Origin of the sequence: Thermovibrio sp. (genome assembly GCA_015488335.1) — a bacterium.
In the GTDB taxonomy this organism is placed as follows: Bacteria; Aquificota; Aquificia; order Desulfurobacteriales; family Desulfurobacteriaceae; genus Balnearium.
On sequence record WFNZ01000024.1, the window covers coordinates 1 to 20,295 of the forward strand.

The window sequence follows — 20,295 nt, forward strand, 5'->3', positions numbered from 1 at the left end:
CCTTACAGAAGTTAATAAGCGTAACCAGATTGATAAGCTTCAAAAGTTTCGGATCAGGAAAGATATACACATATTTATAACTGAGAAGTTTTTTAAAAGTTTCTACGGGAGAATTCTTAAAAGGGATAGGAACAAAATAGGTTTTCTTTAGGTAAAATTCAGCAATAGGTAACATCTCCTTACTAATAGGTACAGCAACTTTCCCTTTTCTCAAACAAAGTTTTTTTAAAAACCTTTTATAAGTTCTTTCAGGTAGAGGAAAAATTCTCACACCGTAAAAATTTTCCCTGTTCTGAAGACCAAGCTTTTCAGGAAAGAGAATAAAGGTATAAACCCGTTTACAGTTATCGTTTGCATTCAACTCCTTTACAACAGCAGGAGTTCCTATTAGAACTTTTACATTACAACCTGAAGTTACAATCTTATGGTGGTGTTCCTTGAGGAGCTCCCTCACCCTATGCTCCAGCCTTCTCGCAGGTGGAATAGGATAACTGTTAATAATGCATACATCTGCTGCCCAAGTAGAGGCAGATATATCAAAGATAAGAATTAATAAGAATACCGCCACTCTAACCATAAGGTTCTCTCTACCCCCGGAACTCGGCTCTCGTAATAGATCTTCTTATTTAGAAGGTTATCAACCGAAAGGAAGAGTTTCTGGTTATTTGAAAAGTTCCAGGAAAGGTTTAAGTCAACCTTTCCATATCCTGGAATGTCTGAGGATGCCCTCGAATAAGCAACCATAAAAATACTGGCAGACATATTATTCCCCATGTATGAAAGGCCGGCTGTTAGCTTTTTCCGAGGGAAGTTAAAGTACTCACCAGTAAGTCCATGAACTCCGAAGATCCTTTCTCCAGATAGCTCCAGCTCATAGCTGCCAAAGAAAAGCTTTTTAAAAGAGACAACTGCTCCTCTAATTTTCACAGTTGAATCTGCATTATTCCATTTATAAGTAAAAGGAGAAGTAGGTTCTTTGTATATAAAATCTTTAAACCAGTAGACGAACCCCATACCTGAGATAGAAAACGTATCCCCCTTATACTCAAAAGATGGCATAATAGAGTCCGCTTTCTCTCCTTTTAAGTCGGGATTTCCTTCAAGAATAGGATTATTTTTTATGTACATCTCTTCAAATGAGGGAATTCTTACCGCTCTACCTGCATTTAGCTTCAGATTCCACTTATCTATCTTTCTTAAGAGAGAAACAGAATAGCTAAAGTAGTTACCAACATCGTTTGTTCTATTCCACCTACCGTTAAGTAGAAGTGTATAGTTGTTAAGTCTGAGTAAGTACTGGAAATAGGGAGAGAACGTTGTTCTTAAATGAGGAGATAAAAGTCCCTCTTTTTCCGGAAGTTTTCTCTCTTCTCTATAAACAACAAGTTTAGAAAAGTCTTTAAGATTAACAGAGGACGGAAGGAAGCTGGCACGGAGCTCCGTCTTATAGAGGTCAGACTCGTCGTATTCAGCACCTACAAAGAGCTTCCCGTAACTACCGAAATCTCTGGAAATCAGAATTCCAATACCGGGATTTCTAACGTAGCGCTTCTCAACTGCTCTCGGTTCAACTCCCTTTAACAGAGGAAGGTTAGAACAGAAACTGTGGTTGAAAGGGCAGAGGTTATAACCTCTTTCAAGGTAGAAGTAGTTATACTTTGCAAAGAAGTTCATCTTGTAGTTACCGAGATCCTTATCAAACCCAAACCTGTTAACAAATCCTCTTCTATCTGCATACGTATTTCCATCAGTTATTAAATAGGTAAGGGTTAGAGGAAAGTGGTCATCTCTGTTAACCCCGTAGCTTTTAAAGTAGAAACCGGAAGAGTGTTTAAGCTTCAGATAGTAAACTGTACTTTTCTTAAAGGAAGAATAAGGGGCAGAAACCCCAAGAAAATCGGTATAGCTACGGTGGGGAGATCTTTCTTCAGAGTAGTTCAGCGAAATTAGACCGGAAAACCCTTTTCCTTTAAAGCTTTTCATAAAGGAGGTATAGGAATCGTGACCGGTGCTAACCGATGAATCAAGATTCAAAGATTTCTCAGCAGGAGAGTAGGTAACGAGATTAATAACGGCCAGAGAAGCGTTAAAACCGTAAAGGGATGTCATAGGACCGTAGATTATCTCAACCTGTTTAACGTTTGAAAGGGAAAAGATATCATCAACGCTAAAGGAAGAACCGTTAGAAGGATCCGAAATCGGCATTCCATCAACTAGAACCTGGATTTTCTCTGAAAAGTAACTTTGTCTAAGACCAAAAGCACCTACTGCGTTTAAACCGAAGTAACTTCTCCAGTAGTAGAACTCAGGGAGCCTATCAAGAAGATCAAACAGGTTCCTGACGCCCCAACGGTCAATCTGGTCTCTCGTTATAACCCTTGTGTAGCGGGGAACTTCTGAGAGGGGTAATCTTTCCTTCGTTGCCGAAAGAACCTGGAGCTCCCGGCTGAGAAGGTAGTACGAGTAAAGCTCCTGGGACGAAGCTGAAATAGGTATTATCAACGTCAGAATCAGAAAGAGAAAAATCAGAACCATTACCTCTCCAGCTTTAAAAGGTGACCTGCTAACTCTGGTATCTCCCTCTCAAAGACGGTAAACATATCAAGAAGAAAGCTGTCATCTTTAATTCTACCAACAACTGGAGGGTAAAAACTTCTCAGTTTCCTGTCAATTTCTGAGGGAGAAAGGCCTGGCACTTCCACCTTTACACAGTAGGTTGGTAGGGTTTGAAGGGGGAGAGCTCCCCCTCCAACTTCACTCCTTTCTTTCACTATTTTAACTTTCCCTTTAAAACCCTCTTTTTCAAGAATTCTGACGAGCTCTTTCGCCTTAAACTCAACCTGCTCAGGTTTCTGGGACAGTAATTTCCAGGTTGGAACTTCTTTAAGGGCAAGGGATTCATCCAGATAGTAGATAAGGGTAGCTTCAAGGACTGCAAGTGTCATTTTGTCTATTCGGAGGGCCCTGTTAAGGGGGTGTTTCTTTATTTTCTGGAGGAGCTCCCTCTTCCCTAAAATTATCCCGGCTTGAGCACCTCCAAGGAGTTTATCGCCGCTGAAAGAGACAACATCAACGCCACTCTTTAAAACGTCTTGAACCGTAGGCTCGTAAGAAAGACCAAGTTTTGTAACGTCTAAAAAACTACCGCTTCCAAGGTCTTCATAAACAGGAATTCCATATTTACGGCCGATTTCAACTAACTCTTTCGTTGAAACAGACTCGGTAAACCCTAAAACCCTGTAATTGCTGGTGTGGACTTTCATAAGTAGAGCTGTGTTTTCGTTTACTGCGTTCTCGTAGTCCCAGGGATGGGTTTTGTTGGTCGTTCCAACCTCTTTAAGGAGAGCTCCGCTCTGCTCCATAACGTCTGGAATTCTGAAAGAGCCTCCTATCTCTATGAGCTCTCCCCTTGAAACTACTACTTCCTTTCCCTTTGCAAGGGCCGAGAGGACAAGGAGAACTGCACCGGCGTTGTTGTTTACAACGCAAACATCCTCAGCACCTGTTAGCTCTTTTAAAATCCACTCAAGGTTCCTATAACGTAGGCCTCTTTTCCCCTTCTCAAGGTCGTACTCAAGGTTTGAGTAGCCCGTAATTACCTCTTTGAGATGGTCTGCAACAGAGGAAGAGATGGGAGCTCTCCCAAGGTTTGTGTGGAGAACAACACCTGTTGCGTTTATAACCCTGTGTAATTTTGGCTTTAAGAGAATCTGAAGCTCCTCTTTCACCCTTTCTTTCAGGGCATCATAGGAAATCTCTTCAACTTTCCCTGTTGAAATCTTCTCTCTTAACTCCGAAAGAACTGTATCAACTGCTTTCTTGAGGAAAAACTTGGGTTTAGTATCAAGAAGTTCAAGGAGTTCCTTGTCTTGAAGGAATCTGTCAACTTTAGGGATTTTACGGTAGAGCTCCCTCAAATCATCCCCCTCAGAAAGGAGCTAAGGGCAAAGAGTGAAACTTGAGAAATGAGCTCTGGGAACAGGCCAAAGACGATTAAGAAGAAAACCGTAACAACAACTGCCCCAAACTCAAAAGGTTCAACGGGTGGAAGAACAGCCTCTCCCTCTTTCATAAAGGCGTAAACAACAGGCCTTAAGTAGAAGTAGAGGGAGATAGCACTGGCAACAAGTATGGCAACGGCAACTCCCACCTTTCCTGCCTTAACGAGGGCAACAAGAATGTAGAACTTGGCCCAGAACCCAAAGAGTGGCGGGATTCCCGCAAGGGACATAAAAATCACGACCAAGGAGAGGGCAAGAAACGGAGATCTGCTGTACAGATTTCTCCAATCTGAAATGTTTTCCCCGCTGAAACCTTTTCCGGTCAAGAGTGAGATAAAGCCAAAAGCCGCAACGGTCATGAAGGCATAGGCAAAAAGGTAGAAGAGAACTGAAAAAATTGCAACGGCTGGAAGAGAAACAAGAGCTGCAAGGACAACTCCCGTATGGGAAATTGCAGAGTAGGCAAGCATTCTCTTAACATTTTCCTGGCGGAGCGCCATGAGAGCTCCAGCAAAGGCGGAAACAACGCCTATAACAGCAAAGACCTCTCCCCACTCAGAGACAAGCGGAAGGAAAACCGGATAGAAGAGTTTAAGAAGAGCGACAAAGGCAGCAATTTTGACAACAGCTCCCATAAAGAGGGTTACGGGAGTGGGAGCTCCGTGGTAAACGTCAGGCGTCCAGCCGTGAAAGGGAACGGCTCCAAGTTTAAAGAGAAATCCTGAGATAACAAGGGCTAAAGAGAGAAGAACTGGAAAAGAGAGCGTAGAAATCGCTCTACCAACCTCTTCATAAACCGTTGAACCTGAAAGACCGTAGAGGAGTGCAAAGCCATAAACAACAACAGCTGCTCCCACAGAACCCATTATAAAGTACTTAAGGGCAACCTCTTTACCTCTATAATCCTTTTTAAAAAGGGCAGAAAGTATGTAAACGGAAATTGACATCACTTCAAGAGAAACAAAAAGAGTGGCCAGTTCGTTTGCAGAGACCATAAGCATTGCACCAAAAACGGCAAAGAGAAGCGTATAGTAGAACTCCCCTATGTAATCTGTATCAAACTTTTTCAGGAATCCATAACTAACGAAAACAGCAATGAGTGATGAGAATAAAATCAGAACCTGAGAAAGCCCGGTCAGGAGATCCTTCTTAACAAAACTGTTAAAAGCCGTTTCTGGAACAAAAGGAGACGAAAAGATCACTAAAAAGACAGAAACAAAAAGAATAAAAACTGAAAACGTAGCAAAGAAACCGTTTTTTACCCGTTTGGGAAGAAAAAGGTCAATCAGTATTCCCACAATAGCAGACGCAAGGACAAAGAACTCAGGAAAGAGCAGTTTAAGGTTAAGCCCCATCTAAACTCCCCCAAGAAGCGAAGCTGTATAACCGTGAACGAACTTCATAATAAACTCCGGGTTGAACCCCCACCATACAACAAGAACTGCTAAAAATCCAAGGGCTAAAAACTCCCTTAAGTCAAGATCTCTAAATGACAAAACTTTAGGTTCAAGGAAAAAGACATTTCTATACATGTAGAGCATGTAAGCCGCCCCGAAGATAACACCAAGAGCCATCAGGTAACCTACCCAGTGTGCAGCTCTGTACCCTCCCAAAATCGTCAAAAATTCCCCTATGAAGGAGCTCGTTCCGGGAAGACCCACAGAGGCCATAGTAAATAGCATTCCAAGCGTTGCAAGTTTTGGGGCAAATGAGGCGATCCCACCCATCTTCTCAACTTTTCTGGTATGGAGCCTTTCATAAATAGCACCTACTATAAAAAAGAGAGCAGCAGAGACAAGGCCGTGGTTAAGCATCTGGAAGATTGCCCCCTCAATTCCCTGAACGTTCAGAGAAAAAAGACCGATCATCACAAATCCCATGTGGGAAACGGAGCTGTAGGCAACAATCTTTTTAACATCTTCCTGAACGAGGGCAACAAGGGCTGTATAGATAACGGCTACAATTCCCAGAATAAAGATAACGGGAGCATAGAGTTTGTAGGCATCGGGGAAGAAGGGAAGTGAAAACCTTATAAAGCCGTAGGTTCCCATTTTAAGGAGAACTCCGGCAAGGATGACACTGCCGGGAGTGGGAGCTTCAACGTGAGCATCTGGAAGCCATGTATGGAAGGGAAAGACAGGAACCTTAACGGCAAAGGCTATGAAGAACGCCCAGAAAAGCCACTTCTGGAGCTCCATAGGAAGTCTAAACTGGGAAAGCTGAATAAGGTCAAATGTGAAGTTGCCAGTAACGGAGCCGTAAACAATTACGAGGACAATCATTCCAACAAGAAGGAAGATGCTTCCTGCAAAGGTATAGATAAAGAACTTTAAGGCTGAATAAATCCTCCTTTCCCCTCCCCAAACACCGATTATAAGGCTCATAGGGATTAGCATGGCTTCCCAGAAGATGTAAAAGAGAAGAAGGTCTAAGGAGACAAAAACCCCTATCATCGCTGTTTCTAGCAAGAGTAAAAGACCGTAAAAGAGTTTCTTCCTCTGCTCTATATAATTCCAGGCAGAGGGAACGGCGATGAAGGAGATAAGGGTTGTCATTATAAGCATTATAAGGCTTAAGCCATCCACGCCAACTTTATACTTTATTGAGAAGCTGGGAAGCCACGAGCCGTAGTCTATGAACTGAAAACCGCCCTTAGAGATGTTGTAGTTAAAGAGGATATAGAGGGAAAGGAGAAACGTTAAACCTGTTGTGAGGAGGGCTATCCACTTTACCCTTTCCTCACTCCGGCAGAAAGTTACAAGGAGAGCTCCCAGAAGCGGCAACAGTAGTATAACGCTAACCATTTACACACCCCTAAACAAGCAGTAAAAGTAAGATAACCGTAACAACGCCTATGCCAAAGTAGGCAACGTAGTTATTAACAACGCCAGTCTGGGTAAGCCTTAAAACCTCTCCGCACCAAGAGGTGAAGTAGGCAACGCCGTTGACGATTCCGTCTATTACGTACTTATCAAAAAAGGCGTAGATCCTGCCAAGACCAAAAGCAACACCACGAACAAAAACAAAGTTATAGATTTCATCAAAGTAGTACTTGTTGTATAGGAGAAGATAAATTGGCCTGAGAACCGGGCTCTCTGTAAAAACCTCGGGAGAAATCTTCTTCCAGTAGTAAATAACGGCAGCGATGAGAAGGCCTAAAAGTGCAAGTGAAACGGTTATCGTGATGAGAAGGAGCTCCGCTGAGTGGGAAATCTCCCTCACGTGGTTTGGAATAGAAGACTTTAAGAACTCCTCAAACCAACCCCCTAAAAAGCCGGCAAAAATTGAAGGAACTGCAAGGAAAATAAGTGGAACTGTCATAACGGCTGGAGACTCGTGGAGATGTTTCATCTCTCTGGTGTCAAACCTCTCCTCACCAAAAAAGACCATAAAGACCAACCTTCCCATATAGAGAGCTGTGAGGAGAGCTCCTCCAACAAGGAAGAACCAGAAGACCAGATGGCCGTTGGCATAAGCAGCTGAAATAATCTTATCCTTGCTAAAAAACCCCGCAAAGGGTGGAATTCCCACGAGGGCAAGGGTTCCAATTATGAAACAGGCAGCAGTTATCTTCATGTACTTATAAAGGCCACCCATTTTCCTTATATCCTGCTCGCCGCTCATTGCGTGAATAACATTTCCGGAGCCTAAAAAGAGCAGTGCTTTAAAGAAAGCGTGAGTAAAGAGGTGGAACATAGCGTAAACGTAAGCTCCAATCCCAAGGGCTGCAAACATGTATCCGAGCTGGGAAAGGGTTGAGTAGGCAAGAACCCTCTTAATATCAAACTGAGTCAAGCCCACAGTTGCTGCGCCAAAAGCTGTTATTACTCCTATGGCTCCAACAATCGGCAGAATGTATCCGCCGTCAAATATTGGAGAACAGCGGGCAACCATAAAAACACCGGCAGCAACCATTGTGGCAGCATGGATAAGAGCAGAAATAGGTGTTGGACCTTCCATGGCGTCTGGAAGCCAGGTATGGAGAGGAAACTGTGCAGACTTACCTACAGCACCACCAAGCAAGAGAAAACTTATTAAGGAAAGAGTTGCAGCGCTTACAGCTCCAGCCTGAGAGAAAACTTTGTGGAAGTCAAGACTACCAAAGACCCAGAAAACGGCAACAACTCCCAATATAAAGAGAAAATCGCCAATTCTGTTCATTATAAAGGCCTTTATTGCAGCGTCTGCAGCCCTTTTCCTCTTAAACCAGAAACCGATTAAGAGATAGGAAGAGAGACCTACTGCTTCCCAGCCGAAAAAGAGCTGGAGGAAGTTTGGAGAGAGAACAAGAACAAGCATTGAGAAGGTAAAAAGCCCCAAGTAGGCGAAGAACCTGTCGTATCCCGGGTCTTCGTGCATATAGCCTATTGAATACATGTGAACGAAAAAGGAAACAAAAGTTACAACAACTAACATTATGGCAGTTAATGAGTCTATGTAAGCTCCAAAGGAGGCTGAAAGTCCTCCAGATATTACCCAATTGAACCACTCTTCAGTGAGAACTACCCCTTTCGTTACCTTAAAGAGGACGTAGAAGGAAAGAAACAGTGAAGTTCCAACGGTAACAAGGCCAAAGTAGTGGGAACGGCGCTTAAAAGATTTCCAGCCGAAGAGAACGCCAAAACCGGCAAGGAGAAAGGAAACCAAGGGCAAAACAGCTATTAGAAATCCCACTCCCATACTACCACCTCAAAAGGGAAAAATCTTCAGTATTAACGCTCTTCCTGTACCTGTAAAGGGCAACGACAATGGCAAGGCCAACTGCAGCTTCTGCTGCTGCAACAGCCAGAACGAAAAAGACGAAAACCTCTCCAAACAGATTTCCGTGGAGCTTTGAGAAACCGACGAGGAGGACGTTTGCACTGTTAAGAAGGAGCTCTAAAGAAAAAAAGAGAGAGATAACGTTCCTCCTGACTATCACTCCAAAAAGCCCAACGGTAAACAGAAGCCCACTTAATACGAAAAAATCAAACGGCGTCATTCCTCCCTCCTTCCAACAGCTACTGCTCCAACAGTTGCCACAAGGAGCAGAACAGATACAACTTCAAAGGGTAGAAGGAACCTGTAAAAGAGCGGCAAAGCTATCTCTTCAGCCCCCGAAATTCCAGCTGTAATCCCACTACTGTAGAACTTATACCCCGCGTAGAGAATAGAAGCAAAAAGGATAAGTGAAATTGCTCCTCCTACAGCTACAGAGAGTGTTCTTAACGGCTCCTTTCCAAAACTCTTTAAATCCATAGTCATAAGGGCAAAGAGGTAAAGAACAACGATTGCTCCACCGTAAACTATAACCTGAACGATTCCTATAAACTCAGCTCCAGCTGTAAAGTAGACAGCTCCAAGGGAAACAAAAGAGGCAAGAAGGGAAACACCACCTTTTATTACGTTCTTATGGGTTACAGATATAACTGCAAAAGCTACAGAGAGAAACGCAAACAAGTAGAAGAAAACCTCCCTCATCTCCTCTTCCTCTCCCACTCCTGGTAGTAACGCCCCAACTCCATTAAATCTTTCTTATGAAGTATAAGTTTATCAACGGTATACTGTGAAAACTCGTAAATATCAGTCATAACTATCGCATCTCTCGGGCAGGCCTCAACACAGAGACCGCAGAAGAGACATCTTGTTAGGTCAACGGTGAAATCAACCAGTTCCTTTTTCCCATCTTTCCCTTCAGTCATCTCCATATCTATAACATTACTGGGACACATTTCGGCACATAGGTAACAGGCCTCACATCTGTAGGAACCGTCCGGGTTGAGTTTAAGGGCATGAATACCTCTAAAACGTTTCCTCGGTGGAACCTTCTCAAAAGGGTAGTGGACGGTAACTGTAGGCTTAAACATTGTTTTAAGGGTTATTGACATCCCTTTTAAAAGGTCAACAAGAGCAACTTTTTTGATAACGCTCATCATCTACCCCACAAGTAGAGCTTCCGCTGCCGCAACGAATAGGTTTAGAATAGATATGGGCAGCAGAATCTTCCACATAATTGAGAGCATCTGGTCAAACCTGTAACGGGGAAACGTAGCCCTGAGCCAGAAAGTCAGAAAGATGAAGAAGGCTGCCTTACCTAAATGGTAGAGAACTCCCAAAACAGGATACTTATCGGCAAGTGGACCACTCCATCCGCCTAAGAAGAGAAGTGAAACAACAAGAGAGAGAACTATAATGTTTATGTATTCGCCAAAGAAGAAGGCAGCAAACCTCATTCCTGAATACTCTGTGTGGAAACCGCCAACAAGCTCACTCTCACCTTCTGGAAGGTCAAAAGGTGGCCTTCCCACCTCTGCGGCCATTACAAAGAGGAAGAGGAGAAAGGCTATCGGCTGGTAGAGAATTCCCCACCCGTGTTGAGACTGCCACTTAACGATTTCGTTAAAGTCAAAGCTCCCGTAGAGAATAACGGCAGCCATAAGTGCAAAGCCCATGGGAAGCTCATAACCGAGAACCTGAGCAGCAGCCCTCATTCCGGCCAGGAAGGAATACTTGTCGTTTGAAGAGTATCCAGCAAGGATAAGGGCATAGATGGAAATTGCACTCATTGCCATAACGAAGAGAAGGGCCGACTTCATGGGAACTGCCTGAATGAAGCCGATTGGAACTACAGAAGCTGCAAGGAGAGCAGCAAATATGCTGAAGGAAGGAGCAAACATAAAGAGAAGCTTATCTGCCCCTTTGGGGATAATGTCTTCTTTAAATATGAGCTTTATCGCATCCGCCAGTGGCTGAAGGAGACCATGAAAACCAACGACCATAGGACCCGGGCGCTGCTGCATGTGACCCAAAACCTTTCTTTCCAGATAGGTTATAGGTGGAACAGCAACCAGCATCAGGCCTACTATAAAAGCCATACTGAGAAGGTTATTTATCACTTCTTGGGCCCTCCCCAGATGAAACAGGTTGTATCAACGAACTTCTTGTTCATCTCCTTGAGCCTTTCGGCTATTACCCTTGCAAGTGCTTCAAGGAGCTTTATTGCCAGTTTAGGGTCTTCTTCTTTCAACTTTTCGTAACCTTCCCGGGTCAGTATAAGGACGTGGGTCTCCTTCTGAGCAACCCCCTTTGAGGAGTGGAAGTGGTTACTGAAGAAGGAGAGCTCCCCCAAAGGCGTTCCCTCTTCGCTGACTGCAACCTTTACAGGATTACCGAAAGGATCTGGCCTGTAGAGGCCCACCCTTCCCTTAACTATGAAGAAAATCTTATCTCCAGGGTCTCCCTCCTCAAAGAGGACTTCACCCTTCGGGTAAACCTTGTAGTCAAGGTATTGGGATATTTCCTGAAGTTCCTTCTCTGAGAAACTCTCAAAGAGTGGAAACTGCTTTGCAAGCTCAACCTTTACCATTTAAGCCTCCGCTATCTGACACCTTATTCCTGAAAGGTTGGGAAACTGCCCCCTAAGGAACTCCGAAACGTCCCTCGTAAATCTCTCAACCCTCAAAACGGCATGGCCTTTAGGAATAGAGGAATCCTTCCTAAAGGAGATGAGGAGCTCCCCGTTTCCAACCTTCAGCTTAACCATTTCAGAGTCTGGAGCATCCTCAGGGTTTAGGAGCAAAACTCTCTCGCCGGCAACCCCTGCAACGTTTTTAGAGTAGTAGCTTACCGAGTTCCAGCCGGTTCTGTTTGAAAGAACCGTTAAGAGGAGCTCTCCTTTTTCCCTCTCAAGGAGCCTCTGCCCCGGCTCGTTAACCCTTTCAACCTCAGCCTCTTTACTCTCTGCACCTGTATTCCTGACCGGAAGCTGAGAGAGGACTTCAAGGAGTGAAAACTCCTTTTCCAGAACGGTCTTCACTTCCAGCTTACCATCTACGCCGTCAACCGTTCCATTCTTCTCAAGCCACACCTCTACAGGGATAACGAGGTCTGCGCCGGAAACGTCTGGAGTGTAGAAAGGAGTAAAGAGAACTGTGAATTCAGCTTTGGGGAGCTCCACCCCAGGGAAGTCCCTTTCAAGCTCACCGTTTACAACAACGTTCACATCTCCATCAAGCTCTTCGGGGTGCTTCAGTCTAAAAAGGTTAACAACTTTGAGTGAATTAGCCTTAGGCGGAACTGCAACAACTTTTCCGCCAACAACTCTATCTGAAAGGTATGCAACGGTCTTTCCTATCTCCTCAGCCTCTGGAGAGAAGAAGACCGTTCCAGCTACAACAAAGCTAACCTTCTTACCCCTTAAAGACTTAATAAATGTGTCAATTTTCCTGTTCCCAGATGAGTAGGAAGTGTCAATCATTCCAAGTATTACGTGTTTAAGCGTGTCTATGATTTCTGTCTGGTCAACTAAGAGCTTAGAAAAGGCTACAGAGTCAAGCTTTTTAGACGGGAATACACCTACCCTCAGAAGCCTTTTCCCCTTCTGTAAAACTGCAAGTCTTAAGAGCATAGAAACAACGGGGTTTATCTCCTCAATGAAATCCCCGATAACAACGACAGCGTCGGCATCGTATATAGAGGAAAATTTATCTGTTTCTCTCGTTCCTTTAACTTTCTCAAACCCTTTCAGGAAGTTGTAAAAGCCTAAAGAGTCTGAGGTTGCATTTTCCGTTCCGAAAACGGCGGCAATCTTCTCAAGCTCCTCGTTTGTGAGGGAGCTCTCAAGGAACAGGTTAATTTTCCTACCCTCTATCTTCTCCTTAAGAACTTTCAAGGCCTCTTCAAGGAGAATTCTGCGGAGCTCCCCATCAACCCTTAAAAGGGGCTCCTTCAGCCTCTTATCTGAGTAGATAACATCCCATCCCCATTTACCTCTTACGCAGAGGTATCCCCTGTTATGGCCGTCGTTTATCCCGATTCTTCCAACAGCCCTTTTAACCTTTCCGTGGTAGGAGTCTATTTCAACTTTACAGCCTGAACCGCAGAAGAGGCAGGTAGTCCAGGTCTTGTCCATCCTCCAGGGACGGTCTTTATACTTGAAAGCCCTGTCTAAGAGGGAACCTACAGGGCAGACGTCAACACAGCTCCCGCAGTGCTCACAGCCGCTCTCCATAAAGTCTCCGTTAAAGGGGGAGATGTAAGCCCTGTATCCCCTGTTAAGAATCCCGAGAACTCTGTTCCCCATATTCTCGCCGCACATCCTGATACACCGGCGGCAGAGGATGCACCTGTCGTTGTCTATCTCAATGAGAGGCCCCTGGATGACGATGTCCTTTTCACGCCTTGGCTCTTTATACCTTGATTTTTTGGGGCCGTGGCGGAAGCCGGTCATCTGGAGTTCACACTCGCCAGACTTATCGCAGATGGGACACTCAAGGGTGTGGTTGTTGAGAATCAGCTCAATAACCCCAGCCCTCGCACGCCGGACCCTTTCAGTGTTTGTCTTAACAACCATGTCGGGCATTGCTTTCAGCGTGCAGGCAGTAACAAGACGGGGAGCTCCCTCAACTTCAACAAGGCACACCCTGCAGGCACCTTCCGGGCGGAGCTCCCTGTGGTAGCAGAAAACGGGAATCGTAATCCCGTTCCTCTCTGCAACCTCCAAAACGGTCTCTCCGGGGTATGCTTCACACTCCTTTCCATCTATAACAACCTTGAAACTCTCCATCTACCCTCTCCTATAAGGGCATCTGCCAAGCTCAATGTGGGTAAGGAACTCCTCTCTGAACTTCCTGACAGAGGAAGCAACCGGATTGTGGGCTGCCATTCCCAAACCGCAGAAAGAGTTTTCCATCGTTTCAGAAACAGAGAGGATAACGTCTAAATCCTCCTCACTTCCTTCCCCTTCCTCAATTCTTCTGACAAGCCTTACAAGCCAGTCCGTTCCCTCTCTACATGGAGTGCACTTCCCGCAGGATTCATGCCTGAAGAACTCTATAAGCCTTAAAGCGGCCCTCACTATGCAGTCTGTCTCGTCAAGAACCATAATCGCGCCGGAACCCAGCATCGTTCCGGCCTTTGCAAGGGACGGAAAGTCCATTGGAACGTCTATCTCATCGGCAGTAAGAACTGAACTTGAAGCACCGCCGGGAAAAACGGCCTTAAGCTTCCTGTCCTGAACAATTCCTCCTGCGTGCTCGTAGATAATCTCAGATAGGGGCGTTCCCATAGGAAGCTCGTAAACTCCTGGCCTTTTAACCTTACCACTGACGGGATAGAGCTTTGGCCCGGGGCAGTCTGGAGAACCGATTCCCGAGTACCACTTCCCGCCCCTCTCAATGATGAGGGGAATGTTTGCAAGGGTCTCAACGTTGTTTACAACAGTAGGCTTCCAGAGGTATCCTGCGTTAACAGGGAAAGGGGGCTTAATCCGTGGCTCTCCCCTCTTCCCCTCCAAGGATTCAATGAGGGCAGTCTCCTCGCCGCAGATGTAGGCTCCTGCACCGCTGTGGACGTATAGGTCAAAGGAGAAGTCCGTTCCGAGGATGTTTTCTCCCAAAAATCCCTTTTCGTAGGCCTCTCCAATTGCCCTCTCTAAAATCTTCCTTCCGATGGGGTATTCACCCCTTAAGTAGATGTAACCGTAGCGGCAGCCCGTTGCGTAGGCACCTATCAGCATCCCCTCTATGAGGGCGTGGGGGTCTTTCTCAAAGATTACTCTGTCTTTAAAGGTGCAGGGCTCGCCCTCATCTGCGTTGCAGACGAAAAACTTGGGCTCTTTTACATCGGCGGCGGCAAACTCCCACTTTAAGCCCGTAGGAAAGCCTGCCCCTCCACGCCCCCTGAGGCCACTGAGCTTCACCTCCTCAACAACGTCCTCAGGGGACATCTCCTTCAAGGCCTTCCTGAGGGACTGGTAGCCGCCGTTTTTCAGGTAAACATCTATCGTATGGGAGTTCTCTTTATCAACGTTTCTAAGGAGCAGTTTCTCCATCTTAACCCTTCCAGCCATATTTCCTGAGGATTTCGGGGAGCTCCTCCAACCTAACGTTCGTGTAGCGGTCTTCGTTTACCGTTACAGCGGGAGCTCCGTCACACAGCCCCATACACTCGTACTCCTCAACGGTAAAGAGTCCGTCTGGTGTCGTCTCACCAGGCTTTACATTTAGTAGCCTGCAGAGTTCAGAGAGAACTTCCTCTCCACCCCTCAGCATGCAGGAGAGGTTCGTGCAAACCCTTATTACAAACTTCCCCTTCTTCTCCGTATGGAACATTGCGTAGAACCTTGCAACCTCCTCAACCTCAACCAACGGAACCGAAAGCTCCTCTGAAACCACCCTCATAACGTCGTGGGTTATGGCGGGAAAGTTCTTCTCGGCCATCCAGAGGGCAGGAAGCAGGTAAGACTTGAGCTCCGGGTATTTATTGCTCTCCTTAAGCTTTCTAACTTCCTCTCTAAACTCAGTTAAGGTCATCTGTCAACCTCTCCCATGAGGGGGTCTAAGCTTCCAATTATCGCAATTACGTCGGCAACGTAGTGGTCTTTGAGGAGCTCCGGCAGGATCGCAATGTTTATGAGAGACGGCGGTCTGATTCTCAGTCTGTAGGGTTTGTTTGAGCCGTCGCTTACTATGTAGTAGCCGAGCTCTCCCCTAGGGCCTTCAACCGCAGCGTAAACTTCACCTGGTGGAGGGGTTAAACCGTGGATAACAAGCTCAAAGTGTTGAATGAGGCCAACCATAGTGTTGTAGACCTCTTCCTTAGGAGGGAGAATAATCGTCGTATCCTCTATCTGGACGGGGCCTTCAGGCATTTTGTCCAAACACTGCCTGATAATCTTTACAGACTCCCTCATCTCGTCCATTCTCACCCTGTAACGGGCGTAGACGTCCCCCTCTGTGTAGACGGGAACGTTGAAGTCAAACCGGCCGTAAACGCAGTAGGGGTAGTACTTCCTCACGTCGTAGTCGCAGCCAGCAGCCCTGAGAGTCGGCCCCGTAATTCCCCAGTTTACTGCAGTTTCTCTATCTATAACTCCAACTCCCTTTGTCCTTGAGAGCCATATCCTGTTTTCCGTTAAAAGGTCTTCATACTCGTCAAGTTTGTGGGGGAATATCTCAAGGAACTCCTCAAGCTCCTCTGTGAACCTATCGGTTGTATCGTAGGCAACGCCGCCAATTCTCATGTAGCCCGTGTGGAGCCTGCCACCTGCAATCTCCTCAAAGAGGTCTAAAACCTTCTCCCTCTCTCTAAAGGCGTAAAGGAAGACGCTCATTGCTCCAAGCTCTAAGGCGTGGGTTCCCAACCAGATGAGGTGGGAAGAGATACGGGTGAGCTCCGCCATTATGACTCTAAGAAACTGAGCCCTCTCGGGGATTTTATCCTCTATTCCTAAGAGCTTTTCAACGGCAAGAACGAAACCTAACTCGTTTGTGTTTGCAGAGACGTAATCAACCCTGTCAAAAACGGGGAGAATCTGCATGTATTTCCTCGTTTCTGCAAGCTTCTCAACGCCCCTGTGGACGTAACCGATTATGGCGTCTGAACCGACAATTTTCTCCCCTTTAAGCTCCAAAACCAGCCTCAAAACGCCGTGGGTTGATGGGTGCTGAGGCCCCATGTTGAGAATAAGGTCTGCCTTCTCCCTTTCCATCAACTACTCCCAGTCCCAGAGTTCACAGGGCTCTTCATAACCTTCAAGGGGGAAGTCTTTACGGAGCGGGTGGTAAGGGTACTTCTGGGGAAGGAGGAGTTTGCGGAGCTCCCTCCCGGTAAATCTTACGCCGAACATCTCGTAGACTTCTCTTTCTGTCCAGTCTGCCGTTTTCCAGAGGTCTAAAACCGTTGGAACTTCATCATTTTCAGCCCAACATTTCACCCTGAGGTTGTGCTTCATTGGAATTGATCTAAGGTGGTAGACAACCTGAAACCGTGGGTTGTGCTCTGGGTAGTCAACGGCCGTAACGTCAACAAGCATATCCATCTGGAAACGGTCGTCGTGCTTGAGAAATCCCATAAGCTCTTTCAGAGCAGACTTCTTAACAACTACAGTAACCTCGCCCCTAAAGGTTCCAATCTCCTCTATCTTATCCTTAAAGTGCTCTTTCAAAACATCTATCAAGTTCTCATTAATAAACTTCATCACTCTTCACCCACTATTATGGGTCTATCCCTCTTTATCTTCTCCTGAAGCATTATGAGGGCTTCGTAAAAGGCCTCAGGTTTTGGAGCACAGCCGGGAACGTAAACGTCAACAGGAACTATACAGTCAAGCCCCCTCAGTGTTGAGTAGGTCTGAAAGATGTTTCCGCTTATGGCACAGCTACCAATGGCTATTGCCCACTTAGGATCCGGCATCTGGTCCCAGAGTCTTTTTATTATCGGAGCCATTTTCCTGCTTATGGTTCCGCACATTATCAGAAGGTCGCACTGCCTTGGGGTGTTCCTGAAGATGACGCCGAACCTGTCAAAGTCGTAGCGGGAAGCGGCTGCCGCCATCATCTCTATACCGCAGCAGGCTGTAGCAAAGGCTAAAGGCCACAGGGCCCCCTTCCTTCCCCAGTTTATTAAGTCCTGAAGTTTTGTTAAGAAAACGCCGTTTTTCATTCCCATTTGAGAGCTCCCTTGAAAATAGCGTAGACAAACCCGACAAGGAGAATTCCCACAAAGAGGAAAACTTCAACTATTCCAAGAACTCCAAGCTCTCTAAAGGCAACAGCCCAGGGAAAGAGGAAAACGGTCTCAAGGTCAAAGAGGAGGAAAATAAGAGCAACAATGTAGAAGAAGGCAAAGTAGTGGCCGGTTAAAGGTTTTATCTTTGGGATTCCACACTCGTAGGGTTCAAACTTCTCAGGATTGCTCCTGTCAATCCTTAAAAACCTGTTTGTTATGAGGTTAACGTTTGGAACTAAAAGGGCTACTGCAAGGGCTACAAGGAAGAAGAGGAAAAGAACTATGTAAACCTTCAAGGGCAACTCCTTGCAGTGGAATCTCTAATATTCTCAAAACTGCATAACGATTTTAACAAAATTTTAACACCTGTAGAGCTCAGGGTCCTCAATCTCCATATACTTACACTTGCCTATCCTGTAGAGGTCGTTGCCGTAGATGTCGTTCACAACAAAAGCTGGAAAATCAACAACAACCAACCGCCTTACCGCTTCAGGCCCCAGGTCCTCATAAGCTATTACTTCGGCTTCCTTAACACACCTTGCAAGGTAGGCTGCAGCTCCACCTACCGCTCCAAAGTAAACACCTTTATACTTAACTATGGCGTCAATAACCTCTTTACTCCTGGTTCCCTTTCCAATCATCCCCTTAAGGCCTACCTCTAAAAGCCTCGGAGCGTAAGGATCCATCCTGTAACTGGTGGTAGGGCCAACAGATCCTATAGGCCTTCCAGGTTTTGCAGGAGCAGGCCCTGCGTAGTAGATTATCTGTCCCTTAAGGTCAAAAGGGAGAGTCTCTCCCCTATCAAGGGCTTCAACTATCCTCTTATGGGCTGCATCCCTTGCCGTATAGATAACGCCAGAAATAAGAACCAAGTCTCCAGCTTTCAGGTTTTCTATTACGGAATCATCCGTTATCGGAGCTGTAATCTTGATTGCAGACATGCAAAACCTCCAGTTCTTTTTTAAGCAAAGTATAGCAAACGGAATATATTTGCAGCAGGAAAAATTAGGAGGTGCTAATGACGAAAAGCCTCGGCAGGCTAATTGTCATAGTTCTGGCCTTTGTAAGTGGGATTATTGCCAACTCGCTGTTTAAGATAGAGCAGCCTGCAGAAAGTTTAACAACTGCTTCCATTATTAACGATCAACTGTTGAAAATTGTAAAGTATCCGAGCCACATAAGTCTGAAAGGACTGCCCGTTGAAGAGAGGAAAAAGCGGTTTATCCAGCTGTTGGTTCCTCTGATAAAACAGGCAAACAGAGAAGTACTCTCTGAAAGAGCTTTTATACTGAAAGTAAAGGATAAAAAGGATAAAAAAGAGCTGACCGAAAAAGAGAAACAGGAACTTTCCTACCTTAAGAAGAAGTACAGGGCTAAGAGTTTAAAGGAGCTCCTTTTAAAGGTTAACTCCGTTCCGGTAAGCCTGATTCTGGCTCAGGGAGCCATTGAGAGCGGATGGGGAACTTCAAGGTTTTTCACAGAGGCCAACAACATTTTTGGAATCTACTCTTTCAAGGGAGCAAAATGCCTTAAGGCTAAAAATTCTAAAGCGTGCCTGAAGGTTTACGACAACCTCTACAGCTCTGTTAAAGACTACATCTACAACCTGAACGTGGGTTGGGCTTACAGGAGGTTCAGGGAGCTCCGTGCTAAAGGAGCAGACATTTTTACTCTGGCAGAGAGCTTAGACCTATACTCAACAAGGAAAAAAGAGTATGTGGAGCTTGTTAAAAATGTGGTTAAGAAGAACCATCTTGAGCGCTTTGACGAGCCTGAGCTTGCTTCAAACGGCATGGGCACAGAGCAGTAACGGTTACGCAACAGTATTTATCTACCACCGTTTTGGAGATAAACGCTACCCCACAACCTCTGTAAGCATGGAAGACTTTAAAAGAGAGATGCTCTACCTGAAAAAGAACAACTACAACGTGATAAGCCTGAGGGAGCTCTATAAACTGGTAGAAGAGAATAGACCAATTCCTCCCAAAACTGTAGTAATAACCATAGACGACGGCTACAAAACCACTATGAAAGCCTACAGAATTCTCAAAAAGATGAACTTTCCCTTTACCGTTTTCCTCTACATGGAAGCTATTAACAGATACCCCGATTTTTTAACAGAAAAACAGATAAGAGAGATGGAAAAATCCGGACTTGCCGAGTTTGAAAACCACCTCTACAGCCACCCAAACCTGGCAAAATGGCGGTTAACACTAACAAAATCTGAGTATCTTAAAAAACTCAAAAAAGAAAAAGAGCTGTCAGAGGAAAAGTTCTTTAAGCTTTTTGGAAGAAAACCGGAATTTCTGGCCTTTCCATACGGAGATTACGACAAGATAAACGTGAAGTTCTTTAAAAAAAGCGGATACAAACTACTACTGACCCAGGACAGGGGAACTTACTCTGGAAGAGGTGTTTTAATTCCGCGAATGGCAGTTGTTGGAAGCCAATCCGGTTTTAGAAAGTTCGTCTCTGATCTGAAAATTGAACCACTACCAGTTATTAAACACTATCCAGACTATGGAGTTTATAAAGAGAACACCGTTAAGCCTGTATTCTATATTGAGAATCCTGAAAGGTATAAGAACTGCTGGATATACGCAACAAAAAACGGCTGGGTTAGGGGAATTAAGAAAGGGAATAGGGTAGAGAGCTCCGTCCCACTAAAAATAAAAAACCACACAACAAGAATAGGAATAAAATGCTGGGATACAAAGAATAGACAGAAGGCAGAATACTTCTTCCTCCTCCTGCACTAAGTTCTTAATGAAATTTAATGTTATTATAGGAAATATTCCTTACCATA

At 45.3% G+C, this 20,295-nt stretch carries 21 protein-coding genes; 2 read left to right on the forward strand and 19 right to left on the reverse strand.

Annotation, left to right across the window (positions count from 1 at the left end):
- From F8H35_RS02775 to F8H35_RS02865, 19 genes are all read right to left on the reverse strand, one after another.
- Positions 1-577: hypothetical protein (locus F8H35_RS02775; protein ID WP_472572049.1), on the reverse strand; the 577-nt coding region annotated here is incomplete at its 3' end.
- Positions 550-2,535, reverse strand: a complete 1,986-nt coding sequence (locus tag F8H35_RS02780; RefSeq protein ID WP_472572050.1) for a TonB-dependent receptor plug domain-containing protein — start codon at positions 2,533-2,535, stop codon at positions 550-552. The genes F8H35_RS02775 and F8H35_RS02780, both read right to left, overlap by 28 nt.
- The gene (selA, locus tag F8H35_RS02785) at positions 2,535-3,917 is read right to left on the reverse strand and encodes an L-seryl-tRNA(Sec) selenium transferase (RefSeq protein ID WP_472572051.1); all 1,383 of its coding nucleotides are present in this window, start codon (positions 3,915-3,917) and stop codon (positions 2,535-2,537) included. The genes F8H35_RS02780 and selA overlap by 1 nt, the downstream gene beginning before the upstream one ends.
- Positions 3,914-5,356: an NADH-quinone oxidoreductase subunit N gene (locus F8H35_RS02790; protein ID WP_472572052.1), complete on the reverse strand. Its 1,443-nt coding sequence runs from the start codon at positions 5,354-5,356 to the stop codon at positions 3,914-3,916. The genes selA and F8H35_RS02790 overlap by 4 nt, the downstream gene beginning before the upstream one ends.
- Entirely contained in the window at positions 5,357-6,805 is a 1,449-nt protein-coding gene (locus tag F8H35_RS02795) for a complex I subunit 4 family protein (RefSeq protein WP_472572053.1), read from the reverse strand.
- A gap of 10 nt (positions 6,806-6,815) precedes the next feature.
- Positions 6,816-8,681: an NADH-quinone oxidoreductase subunit L gene (gene nuoL, locus F8H35_RS02800; RefSeq protein ID WP_472572054.1), complete on the reverse strand. Its 1,866-nt coding sequence runs from the start codon at positions 8,679-8,681 to the stop codon at positions 6,816-6,818.
- 1 nt (position 8,682) lies between these two features.
- Positions 8,683-8,982, reverse strand: a complete 300-nt coding sequence (gene nuoK, locus F8H35_RS02805; protein WP_472572055.1) for an NADH-quinone oxidoreductase subunit NuoK — start codon at positions 8,980-8,982, stop codon at positions 8,683-8,685.
- Positions 8,979-9,461, reverse strand: a complete 483-nt coding sequence (locus tag F8H35_RS02810; protein WP_472572056.1) for an NADH-quinone oxidoreductase subunit J family protein — start codon at positions 9,459-9,461, stop codon at positions 8,979-8,981. The genes nuoK and F8H35_RS02810 overlap by 4 nt, the downstream gene beginning before the upstream one ends.
- Positions 9,458-9,913, reverse strand: a complete 456-nt coding sequence (gene nuoI, locus F8H35_RS02815; RefSeq protein WP_472572057.1) for an NADH-quinone oxidoreductase subunit NuoI — start codon at positions 9,911-9,913, stop codon at positions 9,458-9,460. The genes F8H35_RS02810 and nuoI overlap by 4 nt, the downstream gene beginning before the upstream one ends.
- Positions 9,914-9,916: 3 nt before the next feature.
- Complete coding sequence (gene nuoH / locus F8H35_RS02820) at positions 9,917-10,855, reverse strand: NADH-quinone oxidoreductase subunit NuoH (protein ID WP_472572058.1); 939 nt, start codon at positions 10,853-10,855, stop codon at positions 9,917-9,919.
- Between the two features lie 17 nt (positions 10,856-10,872).
- Positions 10,873-11,346 (reverse strand): Crp/Fnr family transcriptional regulator, encoded by a 474-nt coding sequence (locus F8H35_RS02825; protein ID WP_472572059.1) that lies wholly within the window; start codon positions 11,344-11,346, stop codon positions 10,873-10,875.
- Complete coding sequence (locus F8H35_RS02830) at positions 11,347-13,545, reverse strand: 2Fe-2S iron-sulfur cluster-binding protein (RefSeq protein WP_472572060.1); 2,199 nt, start codon at positions 13,543-13,545, stop codon at positions 11,347-11,349.
- Positions 13,546-14,811, reverse strand: a complete 1,266-nt coding sequence (gene nuoF / locus F8H35_RS02835; RefSeq protein WP_472572061.1) for an NADH-quinone oxidoreductase subunit NuoF — start codon at positions 14,809-14,811, stop codon at positions 13,546-13,548.
- Position 14,812: 1 nt separating this feature from the next.
- Positions 14,813-15,292, reverse strand: coding sequence for an NADH-quinone oxidoreductase subunit NuoE family protein (locus F8H35_RS02840; RefSeq protein ID WP_472572062.1), 480 nt, complete (start codon positions 15,290-15,292; stop codon positions 14,813-14,815).
- A complete protein-coding gene (gene nuoD, locus F8H35_RS02845; protein WP_472572063.1) occupies positions 15,289-16,470 on the reverse strand; it encodes an NADH dehydrogenase (quinone) subunit D in 1,182 nt (393 codons plus the stop codon). The genes F8H35_RS02840 and nuoD overlap by 4 nt, the downstream gene beginning before the upstream one ends.
- A 3-nt stretch (positions 16,471-16,473) precedes the next feature.
- Complete coding sequence (locus F8H35_RS02850; RefSeq protein WP_472572064.1) at positions 16,474-16,959, reverse strand: NADH-quinone oxidoreductase subunit C; 486 nt, start codon at positions 16,957-16,959, stop codon at positions 16,474-16,476.
- Complete coding sequence (locus F8H35_RS02855; RefSeq protein WP_472572065.1) at positions 16,959-17,429, reverse strand: NADH-quinone oxidoreductase subunit B; 471 nt, start codon at positions 17,427-17,429, stop codon at positions 16,959-16,961. Before F8H35_RS02855 ends, F8H35_RS02850 begins: the two co-directional genes overlap by 1 nt.
- Positions 17,420-17,785, reverse strand: coding sequence for an NADH-quinone oxidoreductase subunit A (locus F8H35_RS02860; protein ID WP_472572066.1), 366 nt, complete (start codon positions 17,783-17,785; stop codon positions 17,420-17,422). Before F8H35_RS02860 ends, F8H35_RS02855 begins: the two co-directional genes overlap by 10 nt.
- Before the next feature lie 63 nt (positions 17,786-17,848).
- Positions 17,849-18,430, reverse strand: coding sequence for a Fe-S-containing hydro-lyase (locus tag F8H35_RS02865; RefSeq protein ID WP_472572067.1), 582 nt, complete (start codon positions 18,428-18,430; stop codon positions 17,849-17,851).
- Between the two features lie 77 nt (positions 18,431-18,507).
- On the opposite strand from F8H35_RS02865, the gene F8H35_RS02870 reads away from it, so the two are divergent.
- Positions 18,508-19,299 carry a glucosaminidase domain-containing protein gene (locus tag F8H35_RS02870; protein ID WP_472572068.1) on the forward strand — a complete coding sequence of 264 codons (792 nt, stop codon included), beginning with the start codon at positions 18,508-18,510 and terminating at the stop codon, positions 19,297-19,299.
- Positions 19,253-20,248, forward strand: coding sequence for a polysaccharide deacetylase family protein (locus F8H35_RS02875; RefSeq protein ID WP_472572069.1), 996 nt, complete (start codon positions 19,253-19,255; stop codon positions 20,246-20,248). The genes F8H35_RS02870 and F8H35_RS02875 overlap by 47 nt, the downstream gene beginning before the upstream one ends.
- Positions 20,249-20,295 lie beyond the last annotated feature (47 nt).